Genomic DNA, 12,658 nt, shown 5'->3' with positions numbered 1-12,658 from the left:
AAGTAATAAATAGTTCATTCGTCACTAGGTATCTCTTCAATAAAAAAACCTTGAAAGGCACTTTGCCAATCAAGGTTTCACATAAATTACATTATATCAATCTCTTTGCCCGTAGTCTTGCTAATCAGAACCTTTAAGGGTTCTCTTATTCATAATTTGTAGTAGCAATAAAATCAAAAGCACCAGTTGAACTAATTTCATTGTTATATTCAAAATTATATATTAAAATTACTGCGTTATATGATTTCTTTAGGTTTATACTTTTCTGGATTTTTGGGATGACAATCTCTTCATACGAACACCCATCTAATAATGATGAAATATCACTACTACTATTCTTATAGACTGCTTTTTCTATTGTATCCTCATCTGTTTCATCCATATCAATATTAAAATCAATGAAAAATTTGGAAGGTACAGACTCGCCATCCTCATCATACTTTAAATCTACATACTCTTCTATAGAGTCCCCTTCTTTAATAGTACCTAGCCAAATAGAAACCCATCCTTTTTTTTCCATTTTAATATCCTCCTACTTTAATTTAAGACCTTCCGGTAAAGATGAAACCCCACCCTCTAGTCTATAATTAGCCCAATTATTAAGTCGTCTTACAAATGTATCATAGTCGCTAGAAGTATCTATTATTGCTAACAATTCATTATGTGCCTTAGTTGAGCCTAATCCACCATGAACACCGTTTGGATTGACGAATTTAACATCAGTTATTGCTGTTCGTAAATCTTTAATCTCTTCAGCACTAATATTCCAATGCTTAAATTGCGGCGCTCTTGAAACTAAGTGCCACTCATGTAAACCTCCAGGTTCTCTAAGCTGACGTTCAATTTTCTTTCTAATTCTTTTATCTTTCCAAAGTTCGTCTAGTTCTTTACTTGTAAGGGAATTGAAAAATTTATTAAAGTTACCACTTTTTGCAGTTGGTATATCATCGACAGTTAATTTGGTTATATCATTAGCATTGTCTATACCCTTATATCCTTTATTAGATGAGGTCAAATGACCTCCATTACCTTCTGAATTGTCTAGTCGCTTCGCCATGGAGAGAAGCTTATTTTTGATATTCTCACCATCAAACACATTATAAGGCAGTTTCCCTCCACCTGCTAGTTGAAACTTTGGTGAATATGGCAATAGATTTGGAATGGTGACGTTATCGATTGATTTTGCTCCTTGTTCAAGCCCTTTCTTCACTGTAGTTTTCGCCGCCGTTGTCCCCGTTTTTGTGATGGCTCCTGTTCCTTTAGAACCAAAGACAATTTCTGCTAGTGAACCCGTCGCATAGGCGAACCAGTGTGACCGTGAATACGCATCACCATCTATGACTTCTTTTTCGAATGAGTCTGAAATGGCTTTTCCAATCGCTTTCGATGTTTCAATTGGGTGTGAAACAGCTGTTACGACCGATTCAACGACACCCCCAGTGTCTGTTACAAGATCATAGATGCCAACCACTGTATCTTTTGCCACATCATATAGACCAACTGCAGCACCTTTTACACTGTCAACGAATACCTCTGATGCTTCTTCCTGCGCTTTGATCTGGAGAAGCTGGCTGTAATACAATTTTTGATCGTAAGAAAGATTTTCATATCCAATTTCGTCTACAATCTCAAAGTATTTCTCTACTGATATACACGAAGGATCATTGAGCTTTTCCTTCAATTCTTTGATTCTTCGTTTCTCTTTTTCTTCTTTTTTCACTTTTAAGTAAGCTTTCACCTGTGCATCAATTTTATCATGATTCTTGTACACATCTGTCTCGTGAAATGCTTTTGCATCATAATACATGGGCTGCGCATTTTTCCCTTTTCCTGTAGCAACCATCATTTTTGCATAAAAGGTTGCGAGGTGTTTTTCAATCGCTTCTGATTTTTCGTACTCTGTTTTTAGGGCATGATCTAATTTATGTACAGCATCAATTGCCTCTTTTCTTTTTTTATTCGCATCATCTAAATGTTCATTGACCTCTTTACTTGAAAATGCATTCAGTTCTATGAGATCACTGATGTCATCAAAAATAGTGGATAGGGCTTCTTTTTGTTCCTTGACCATATCTTTATTGTTTTGAATGCCTTGTTTCAATTGAGCATCTAAAAAGTGCTCATCAATAAATGTACTTCCGCCTAACGATTCATCATCAAGCTTTCCTTTTATCCCATCTAAAAATGCTTTTTGCATATCAATAAAGTCAAGATAAGTATCTGTGTAAAGCGCAAGATCCTCATAAAAGGCTTTGATATTGTCTGCACCTTTTCCAGTAAATTCATCACCTAATCCCGATACACTTTTTAATGATTTTTTCACATGCTGCATTTCGTCTCGAAGCTCCTGATAGACTTTTGACCTTTGTTCGACAGCTGACAGTAAAGATGGAGCATCTAATATTTTCATATAAAAAAGACTCCTTTTATGGCGTATTCTTTTACTAGAATACCACAAGGAGTCTGACACTTTAATCCACTTTATCGTTTTTTAACCAATTATCCTCCAGAGCTCCCTCTTGATGCGACGGTTTGGACATCATCATGTTGAGGTTGAATGAAACCATTTGTAAAGAAAAGTGTACCTAAGGCTACCACAGCTATTGATTTATTGATTACGTAACAACTCACTACAGCAATTGTTCTAATAATTTAATTGACAAAATCCCCATTTACCTAAAAATTTTATACATTCTTCCGATATATACCTGTGTACATAAAAATAGGATAAACATAATCAAATTATATTTTGTTAACAGCTAGATTGTGTTGATTTATTATTCTTGAAATAATGAAACTGTTGGAAACTAAACGTTAATGTTAGTATAAACATATTTTGAATCAATAATTGCTACTTATATTATAAAAATGGAGGGACTATGAATGAAATCAATAAATAAAGTAGAAGCTCTTGAAACACTTAATTTTTCAGGTGCTATATCAAGGAAAGAATTAGGCCTTAGTAATAAAGATATTAAAGTGAAAAAGATCTCTGGAATTAATATCAAAAAGTTCAGGAATATGGGAAAAGATTCTACAATTGACCTTGCAAATAGAATTACCTTAGTATCAGGCCATAATGGAACTATGAAATCAACGTTAATTGGTTTATGTGTTCAACCGTTTAATTCTGATGTAAATGACATATTTGGAAGTCCGCTGAAGACCAATTTCAGGGAGATATTTCGCCTTTCTTCTGAATATGATAAAGAACGCTACGAATACGATGTTTTTATAGAAGATACTGAAGGCTTATCTGTTAAGATTCCCGTTTATACAAAACCAAGGAGTAAATCAGATCCAAATATTCGTATAGTAACTGGCGGGAACACTAAAGGTGACGGAAATTTAATTTTTAATACTAATTATCTTAATTTAAATCGTCTCTATTCAATTCACTCATCTGATGCAATTCCGGTGATTTTAAACTTAACTGATCAAGAAAAAAATTTCATTTCTAAATTTTATAATACAGTTTTAATTAAAGACTCTTATAATTCTATCGAGAGTGTGCAAGGAAAAGGAACTGCTAATGCATCCTCAAAAAAAACCTTTGGACCCAAAAATTCACATTATAATTTTGAATCAATATCCTCTGGTGAAGATAATTTAGGTAGAATCGCTATTAGTCTGATTTCATTTATGAGAGCTGCAGAAAAAAACAAAAATAAAGATCTTTATAATGGAATTTTTTGCATTGATGAAATTGAGGCCAGCCTTCATCCCGTTGCACAAATAAATCTGTTTAATTTCTTGTATAAATGGTCTGGTAAATACAAAGTTCAAATATTAGTTAACTCCCACTCCCTACCTTTAATTAGACATGCCATACAGTTAGCACAAAGTGGACAGGAGATTACAACTTACTATTTGTCATCATTATATTCTGAGGATGTTCAAGTTAAACGCAACCACCCTTATGAAAGTATTTATAAAGAACTTACTTTTGACTTTGAATCTAAAGTGAAAATTCCCAAAGTGGATGTATTGTGTGAAGATAAACTAGCAATCAATTTCATAAAGCGATTAGTAACATCACAACAAGTATTAAGAAGAGTCAATTTTATTGTACCAGATGAAAATGAAGGTTTACCTTATAACTTGTTAATTAAGTTATGTCGAAATACTAGTGCATTTATGGCAAGTACCATTATTGTTTTTGATGCGGATGTACCTAACACAGCACTTTCAAAAGTTAAGAAAGATGACAATATAATTCAACTTCCAAACAAAACACTCAAACTTCCTATTGAAAAATTATTTGTCAAGTACTTATTAGATACAGAAAAAAATGATACACTTTTCTTTAGTAAGATTAAAAAGCCTAAAGATCATATTATTTCCACCTTAATTGAAGAAAATATTAACCCTAACATTATATCTGATATTAATAAATTTAGAGATATTGACACAAAAAGATATAAAAAGTGGTTTTCAAATAATCAGGATATTGTTAATAAAGTATTTAATACTTTTGTGAAACAAGTCGAAGGTCGTGAAGAATTCACATCTCTATTCATAAAAAAAATTAATAAAATTTGCGAGATAAATGGATATCCTTCTGTAGAAATAAACTAATTTTAAAGTAGGTGATTTTTTGCCAAGAGCCACATTAACTCCACTAAGATACCCTGGAGGCAAAGATAAAACTTATAACTATGTAAGACACCTCATTCTTGAAAACAAATTAACTAGTTATATCGAGCCTTTCGCAGGAGGAGCCGCAGTAGCAATAAGACTGTTGATAAATGAAGATGTCGAAAGAATATATATTAATGATGTTGATAAAAGTATTTATTGTTTATGGAAAACAATAATTAACCATCCAGATAGCCTTATAGAAAAAATCAAATTAACCCCTTTAACAATGGATGAATGGCACAAACAGAAGAACATTCAAAAAAATAAAGAGACTGCAGATGACTTATCATTAGCTTTTTCTACACTCTTTTTAAATCGAACAAATCGTTCTGGAATAATCAAAGCCGGTGTCATTGGTGGTAAGAATCAGGACGGTAATGACAAAATGGATTGTCGATTCAATAAAAATGATATTATAAATCGAATAGAGTTAATTGCAGCAAAGGCTTCTAGAATAAAAGTCTACAACTATGATGCGATAGAATTTATTGAAAAAGTCGTTAAGAATACCCGTAGATCTCTAACTTTTTTTGATCCGCCTTATTACGATAAAGGACCAGATTTGTATACCAATTTTTATGGTCATGAAGATCATGTTAAATTAGCAAAAGTAATACAAAAGCAGATGAGGAATCGCTATTGGATCTTAACATACGATATTGCTGAGGAGATTAAAAAGCTTTATTCAAGATACAACTATCAAAAATATTATTTAAATTATTCAATCGCTACACCAACAAAAGGACAAGAATTTATGTTTTTTTCTAGCAAAATCAAGCCAGGTAATTTTAGAGCTCACTTACAGACAGTTTAAACTCTCAAACGATTATTTATAAAGATTTCAATTTCATCTACAACAAACGCCAGCTGCCTCTCAGAAATCTTATAAATATTGAATAGTCTGTACATACTCTTTTTTACTGAACTCATACATACCTATAAAAAAGACATTATAGTATTGCAACATTTCTGAAGATTGATGGTTAGAATTCTCTATTTCAGCTAAATGCAACTCGAGTATTTCATTAACTTTCAGATGAATTTCCCTACCGCTATCTTTATTATTTATAACCATTATAAAATGTCTCACTTATTTTTAATGAAATTTTATTGTGGTCTCGAAATCCTTAAATTCTTGTGACTTGTCTTTAAATTCAATCCCTAAATCTTCAAGTGCTTTTTCTTTTGATTGTATTAAAGGTTCTGGGTCAATAATTAGATCAGCTTTCTGACCAATTAAGGCTCATATATTCATACTTGTTAGTTGTGTCTCCTTCATTTTGAAATATTAAGAACACTCACAAAAAGAAAACCCCCTGAAACCAATGGCTTCAAGGGGTTTTCTTTATTAATACTGAGACATATATTGATCGCGTTCCCATGGGTGTACTTGGGTGCGGAACATATCCCATTCGATTTCTTTTGATTCGATGAAGTGCTCGAATAAGTGATCGCCTAGTGCGTTGACCATAACTTCGTTTGACTTGAGCAGCTCAAGTGCTTCTGCAAGTGTTGCAGGCAGATCAGAGATGCCGTTTTCAAGACGCTCTTCTTTGTCCATGACATAGATGTTTCTGTCGATTGGTGCTGGTGCGTCTAGTTTGTTTTTGATTCCGTCAAGACCTGCTGCAAGTAATACGCTTAGTGCAAGGTATGGGTTTGCAGATGGGTCTACGCTGCGCACTTCTACACGTGTGCTGATGCCGCGTGATGCAGGGATACGGATTAATGGGCTGCGGTTTTGTGCACTCCATGCCACGTAGCAAGGTGCTTCATAACCAGGTACAAGACGCTTGTAAGAGTTCACCGTTGGGTTTGTGACCGCCGTAAAGCTAGTTGCATGCTTAACGATACCTGCGATAAAGTGTCTAGCCGTCTCGCTTAATTGTAAATCTGCTTTTTCATCAAAGAATGCGTTTTTGCCATTTTTGAATAATGATAGGTTACAGTGCATACCAGATCCGTTTACACCGAACAATGGTTTTGGCATGAATGTCGCATGAAGTCCGTGTTTTCTCGCAATCGTTTTAACAACAAGTTTGAATGTTTGAATATCATCACAAGAACGGATGGCGCCTGCATATTTGAAGTCAATTTCATGCTGTCCAGGTGCTACTTCGTGGTGAGAGGCTTCAATTTCAAAGCCCATTTCTTCAAGCTCAAGCACGATATCACGGCGGCAGTTTTCACCTAGATCTGTTGGTGCAAGGTCAAAGTATCCACCTTTATCGTTTAGTTCAAGCGTTGGCTCGCCTTTTTCATCTAATTTAAATAAGAAGAATTCTGGCTCAGGTCCAAGGTTGAAATCACTAAATCCTAGGTCTTCCATTTCCTTTAAAACACGCTTTAAGTTATTACGCGGGTCTCCATCAAATGGCGTCCCGTCCGGCTTGTAAATGTCACAAATAAAGCGTGCAACTTTACCTTTTTCAGCTGTCCAAGGGAAAATAACAAATGTGTTGAGATCTGGGTATAGATACATATCTGATTCTTCAATACGTACGAAGCCTTCAATAGATGAACCGTCAAACATACATTTGTTATCGAGAGCTTTTTCTAACTGGCTCACAGGAATCTCAACATTTTTAATCGTTCCGAGAATGTCTGTAAATTGCAGACGGATGTACTTTACGTTTTCCTCATTTACTAATTTTACGATATCTTCTCTTGTGTATTTTGCCATTTCGTAAAACTCCTCCCCTACAAAAGGTAAAATTGTATAGCAATGCTTTTGCTAATTGGTTAACGGAAGAACCTTGACATATCCCCCTGCCTAAAGGTCGTTCCTTGTTGGAAACGTCCAGCCTGAATGAGTTCCTTCTTCAGTAGCTTCCTGAGTTCATCATCTGTCAAGTTGTGCTTCGCTGTGGTTTTCTCCTCGGTCTTTGCATCAGACGCTGGATGTTCTGCCTCAGCTTTGGCAAAAAGTTTTTTGATTCCTGCCATGTTTACACCTTGTTCGATGAGGTTTTTAATTTCTAGTAATTTATCAACATCATGAAAAGAAAATAATCGGCGATTCCCATCACTTCTTGCTGGAAATACTAATCCATTTTCCTCATAATAGCGAATTTGCCTTGCAGATAATTCTGTTAACTGCATGACAATCCCAATTGGGAATAAAGGCATTGAGCGGCGAATGTTATCACTCATCTCAACTGTCTCCTCCTCTTTGCTTAAATTTATTATATGTCATGTTATATTATGTGTCAACAACATGTTAGGAATATTAACATGGTTTTTTTATTGAGCAGGTATGTCGATGAAACCTTGTTCCAATAAGGCATCTACAGCACTACAAATCGCATTTTTCACATGGGCATACGTGAGTCCGCCTTGAACGTAGGCTGTATAAGGCGGTCTGATCGGTCCATCGGCTGACAATTCGATACTAGCTCCTTGGACGAAGGTGCCCGCTGCCATAATGACATCATCCTCGTATCCTGGCATATAGCTTGCATGCGGCGTGACGTGACTGTTGATCGGAGATGCATATTGAATCGCTTGGCAGAATGCAATCATCTTTTTAGGATCTCCAAATTCGACAGATTGAATTAAATCTGTTCTTTTCGCATTCCACGCTGGGTTCGTTTGGAATCCGAGCTTCTCAAGAAAACGAGCCGTGAACACTGCACCTTTTAAGCTTTGCGCCACAACATGCGGTGCTAAGAAAAATCCTTGATACATCTCCTGAAGCGCATAAAGCGAGGCACCCGCTTCACTGCCGATGCCCGGAGATGTCATTCGATAAGAGCAAGCTTCTACCCATTTTTCTTTTCCAACGATGTAACCGCCTGTTTTGGCAAGCCCGCCGCCTGGGTTTTTAATAAGGGAACCCGCCATAAGATCCGCTCCCACATGACATGGCTCTTGCAATTCAGTAAATTCACCATAACAGTTGTCCACAAACACAATAATTTCTTCATTGATCTCTTTTACAAATGAAATCATTTGCTCAATTTCTTCTATTGTAAAAGAAGGTCTTGACGCATAGCCTTTCGAACGCTGAATGCCGATCATTTTTGTTTTAGAGGAGATTGACTCTTTTACTTTGTCATAATCGACGGATCCATCTTGCCTTAAATCAATGGCCTTGTAATCAATCTGGAAGTCTTTTAATGAGCCTGTCCCTTCTTTGCCGCGAATCCCCACAATTTCTTCTAGCGTATCGTATGGTTTTCCCGTCATATAGATCAATTCATCGCCAGGTCTCAGCACACCGAATAATGCAATGGAAATGGCATGTGTGCCGGAAATGATCTGTGGACGCACAAGGCCGCTTTCTCCTCCGAAGACATCCGCATAAATTTTTTCTAGCGTGTCTCTTCCCATATCATCGTAGCCATATCCAGTTGTCGGGTTAAAGTGAGAGTCACTGACTCTATGCTTTCGGTAGCTTTCAAGCACCCGCCACTCATTTTGTTCACTCTTTTGATCAATTTGCTGATGCATGTGTAAAATCTCTTGTTCTGTTTCTGCTGCTACTTTTTCTAAAATACTGCCGTGTTTTAATGTATGAAACATCTTGATTTAATTCCTTTCTTACAACATATACTTCTTGATTTGACCTAATATGGTCTGCTCCTCACCGCTAAACCCGGTGATGTCATAAAGTTCTGCTTCTTTTTGAAATTCTAGTGATTCCACGAGCGTTTCTGATTTTAATGCGGAGATGAGCTTTCCTTCATACGCTGGAATCTTCACATGATATGGTTTTAAAAAGTTTTGTTTCAGTTCTGCCATAATATCCGCTTTTAATCGCTTTATATCTTCTTCGCGTCTCGCACTGATTAAAAGATGACGATGCTTTGAAGATGGGATGAAATCCGGTCTGATTTGATCTTCTTTGTTATAAACCGTCAGCATCGGTATACGGTCTGCTTCTAGTTCTTCTAATAACTCATGAACCGTTCGTTCGTGTCCTTCGTAATCCTCGTTAGAAGAATCAATGACGTGAAGCAAATAATCAGCTTCCTTCACTTCTTCAAGAGTGGAACGAAATGCCGCAATGAGTGTTGTTGGGAGGTCTTGGATAAAACCAACGGTGTCTGAAATCAGCACACTATAGCCAGATGCTAATGTCATCTTACGTGTCATTGGGTCAAGGGTCGCAAACAGCAGATCCTCTTCATGACTATCTGCATCTGTTAATTGGTTAAACAAAGTAGATTTTCCGGCATTCGTATACCCAACAATGGCAATTTGGAACACACCATTTTTCTTCCGGCGTTCCCGGTATCTTGTCCGGTGTTCTTTGACTGTAGATAATTGCCCGTTAATTTCGTGAATACGGTTTCGAATATGACGTCTATCTGTTTCAAGTTTTGTTTCACCTGGACCTCTTGCGCCAATTCCGCCGCCTTGTCTTGAGAGGCTGATCCCTTGTCCGCTTAGTCTCGGCAAGGCATACTGAAGCTGGGCAAGCTCTATTTGCAGCTTCCCCTCTCTTGTCCGGGCTCTTTTTGCAAAGATGTCTAATATCAATTGTGTCCGATCGATAATTTTCACATCTAAGGCAGTTGCCAAAGCTTTTAGCTGACTTGGAGACAGTTCGTCGTTAAAAATAATGACATCACATTCGAATTCCTCACAAAGCACTTCAAGCTCTTCTACTTTCCCTTTACCTATATATGTTGCGCTGTCTTGTCTATTTCTCTTCTGCGTCATTACGCTGACAGCTTCACCGCCAGCCGTTTTGGTTAAGGAAGCTAATTCTTCCATTGAGTATTGAAAGCGTTCATCCGTGACATGCGGCAATTGACAGCCGACAAGGATCGCTTTTTCTGTCATTTCATGTTCATTCAACGTCAGTTGTTTCCTTTCTGTACTTAAGTTTTCAGTAGTACCATCATACCAAACACATCACACGTATACCACTATTCGGATGGTTTATTTTAGTATCTCTTTATAAAAAGGATACGCCATTTTAAGTAGGCGTATCCTCTTTCATTTGGAGATCGTGACTTTTAATCGTCAGCAAATCTTTTTTATCATAATGATCCACAAGCAGGAGTCTCATGGCTTGGGTCCGAATGGCCTTTTCAATCGTGTTTCGCACAAAGCGGCCGTTGCTGAATTTTGCAGGACTCGTGGTGCTTTTAATGTGCATTAAGTAATCTCGCAGTTTCCATTCAGCTTCTTGAGTAAATATATATTCTCTGTCAGCCATCATTCGTTTGGCAATGTCCATGAGCTGATCGACGGTATAATCAGGAAAGCTGATATTGATTGGAAATCTGGATTGCAGGCCGGGATTTAATGATAGAAAATGATCCATTTCCTTGGAGTAGCCAGCAAGAATAAGAATGAATTCGTGCTGTTTATCCTCCATATGCTTTACTAGGGTATCAATCGCTTCTTTCCCAAAATCCTTTTCGCCTCCGCGGGCAAGAGAATAGGCTTCGTCGATGAACAAAATGCCACCTAGTGATTTTTTAATTAAGTCTCTTGTTTTTTGAGCAGTATGACCGATGTACTCCCCGACTAGATCTCCGCGTTCCGCTTCAATTAAGTGACCCTTTGAAAGGACATTCATTTCAAAGAAAAGTTTCCCGACAAGCCTTGCAACCGTTGTTTTCCCTGTGCCTGGATTTCCTTTGAACATCATATGAAGCGCTTGTTTACCTACCTTTAACCCTTGTTCCTGCCTTTTTTGATTGACAAAGATCCAAGCATAAATTTCTTTTATGTTTCGTTTCATTTCATCCATACCGACAAGGCTGTTCATTTCACGTTCTATTTCCCGTAAGATGCTGTGTTTCGCCTCATTTTTCTGCAAGGCTTCAAGGTATTCTGCCTCTGAATCTGCATCAACCAATACTTGCTTTTGTCCGTTAAGTATAATATTGATTTGGCCGTTGTTTTTATATGTGACAGCTCGCTCCAACGTATTCACCTCTCGCTCTTCTCTCTTTATTCTATTCGGGTGGAGCTGTAATCGTGACAATCGCCCGCTTAAGCCCAAGTTTGCTGTCAAAATGACCCGAGATACCGAATATTGTAGGGATTTCTGCGGTTTCCCAGGAAATGATGTGCTATTTCCATTGTATTCATCCCATTTAGGCGGACAAACCAACAATTTGTTTTTTCTTAGAAAAATGTAGCTTTCTCATCACAAATTGTGCAGAAAAGAGTCTCAATGATTTCCGCATTTTGTACAGGCAATTTTTCTAATTTCTCATAAAATAAAGACGAGGTGATGAATAGATGGTGAAAATTTTTATTGATCCTGGCCATGGAGGAACAGATTCTGGAGCTGCTGCGAATGGACTTTTGGAGAAAAATATCACCCTGCAAATCGCGATTTTATTGAGAGATATGTTGATTAGTGATTATGATGATGTTTCCGTCCGCTTAAGTCGTTCAATTGACCAATCCGTCACTTTGACCCAGCGTACTAATGCAGCAAACAGCTGGGGAGCTGACTATTTCGTATCTATTCATATTAATGCAGGCGGGGGCACAGGTTTTGAAAGCTATGTGTATCCTGGCGTTTCAGCACCGACCACCACGTATCGCAATGCCCTTCATGATGAGATTGTTCGCTCAGTGGATTTTGCCAACCGCGGCAAGAAAACAGCGAACTTCCACGTTCTTCGAGAAACTTCTATGCCCGCTATTTTAACAGAGAATGGTTTCATTGACACGACAGCTGATGCAAATAAGCTTCGTAACGCGACCTTCCTTCAAGGCATCGCTCACGCTCATGCCACTGGATTAGAGAAAGCCTTTCAGCTGAAAGAAAAAGCAAGTAATCTTTATAAAGTACAGGCTGGAGCTTTCAAGGTGAAAGCCAATGCAGATGAGTTAGCAGCCACACTGAAATCCAAAGGCTTTGACGCCTTCGTTGTATTAGAGGGCGGCATGTTCCGAGTACAAGCCGGAGCTTTTCGTACAAAGCAAAATGCGGATGACCTCGTTGCAAAATTGAAACAGGCAGGTCACGACGCATTCGTTTTCCAATAACTGAAGCTGTTATAACGAAATAAACCGGCTCAAGTCTGCTGCTGAGCCGGTT

At 37.5% G+C, this 12,658-nt stretch carries 10 protein-coding genes; 3 read left to right on the top strand and 7 right to left on the bottom strand.

All coding sequences use genetic code 11. From position 1 onward, the window contains the following. Positions 1 to 145: 145 nt before the first annotated feature. Complete coding sequence (locus MHH68_RS08525) at positions 146 to 520, bottom strand: immunity 22 family protein (RefSeq protein WP_061407899.1); 375 nt, start codon at positions 518 to 520, stop codon at positions 146 to 148. A gap of 12 nt (positions 521 to 532) precedes the next feature. Beyond that, positions 533 to 2,410 (bottom strand): LXG domain-containing protein, encoded by a 1,878-nt coding sequence (locus tag MHH68_RS08520; RefSeq protein WP_339165736.1) that lies wholly within the window; start codon positions 2,408 to 2,410, stop codon positions 533 to 535. Positions 2,411 to 2,883: 473 nt separating this feature from the next. Between MHH68_RS08520 and MHH68_RS08515 the strand changes: the two genes are divergently transcribed. Together MHH68_RS08515 and MHH68_RS08510 are read left to right on the top strand one after the other, a co-directional pair. Further along, positions 2,884 to 4,578, top strand: a complete 1,695-nt coding sequence (locus tag MHH68_RS08515) for an AAA family ATPase (protein WP_339165735.1) — start codon at positions 2,884 to 2,886, stop codon at positions 4,576 to 4,578. A gap of 19 nt (positions 4,579 to 4,597) precedes the next feature. Then, positions 4,598 to 5,455: a DNA adenine methylase gene (locus tag MHH68_RS08510; protein ID WP_339165734.1), complete on the top strand. Its 858-nt coding sequence runs from the start codon at positions 4,598 to 4,600 to the stop codon at positions 5,453 to 5,455. A 534-nt stretch (positions 5,456 to 5,989) separates the two neighbouring features. Here MHH68_RS08510 and glnA read toward each other — a convergent pair. The 5 genes from glnA to spoVK all read right to left on the bottom strand — a co-directional run bounded on the left by glnA (position 5,990) and on the right by spoVK (position 11,527). Next, a complete protein-coding gene (gene glnA / locus MHH68_RS08505; RefSeq protein WP_058013910.1) occupies positions 5,990 to 7,324 on the bottom strand; it encodes a type I glutamate--ammonia ligase in 1,335 nt (444 codons plus the stop codon). A 59-nt stretch (positions 7,325 to 7,383) separates the two neighbouring features. Then, positions 7,384 to 7,794 carry a MerR family transcriptional regulator gene (locus MHH68_RS08500; RefSeq protein WP_003211674.1) on the bottom strand — a complete coding sequence of 137 codons (411 nt, stop codon included), beginning with the start codon at positions 7,792 to 7,794 and terminating at the stop codon, positions 7,384 to 7,386. Positions 7,795 to 7,884: 90 nt separating this feature from the next. Next, positions 7,885 to 9,165, bottom strand: a complete 1,281-nt coding sequence (locus MHH68_RS08495; protein WP_268497880.1) for an aminotransferase class I/II-fold pyridoxal phosphate-dependent enzyme — start codon at positions 9,163 to 9,165, stop codon at positions 7,885 to 7,887. 18 nt (positions 9,166 to 9,183) lie between these two features. Next, complete coding sequence (gene hflX, locus MHH68_RS08490; protein ID WP_061407896.1) at positions 9,184 to 10,446, bottom strand: GTPase HflX; 1,263 nt, start codon at positions 10,444 to 10,446, stop codon at positions 9,184 to 9,186. A gap of 121 nt (positions 10,447 to 10,567) precedes the next feature. Continuing rightward, positions 10,568 to 11,527, bottom strand: coding sequence for a stage V sporulation protein K (gene spoVK, locus MHH68_RS08485; RefSeq protein WP_003211912.1), 960 nt, complete (start codon positions 11,525 to 11,527; stop codon positions 10,568 to 10,570). A gap of 320 nt (positions 11,528 to 11,847) precedes the next feature. On the opposite strand from spoVK, the gene MHH68_RS08480 reads away from it, so the two are divergent. After that, on the top strand, positions 11,848 to 12,606 hold the full coding sequence (locus MHH68_RS08480) for an N-acetylmuramoyl-L-alanine amidase (protein ID WP_339165733.1): 759 nt from the start codon (positions 11,848 to 11,850) through the stop codon (positions 12,604 to 12,606). The last annotated feature ends 52 nt before the right edge of the window (positions 12,607 to 12,658 follow it).

Origin of the sequence: Bacillus sp. FSL K6-2841 (assembly GCF_037976435.1) — a bacterium.
Lineage (GTDB): Bacteria > Bacillota > Bacilli > Bacillales > Bacillaceae > Bacillus > Bacillus pumilus.
This window is presented reverse-complemented; position numbering and strand designations above follow the sequence as displayed.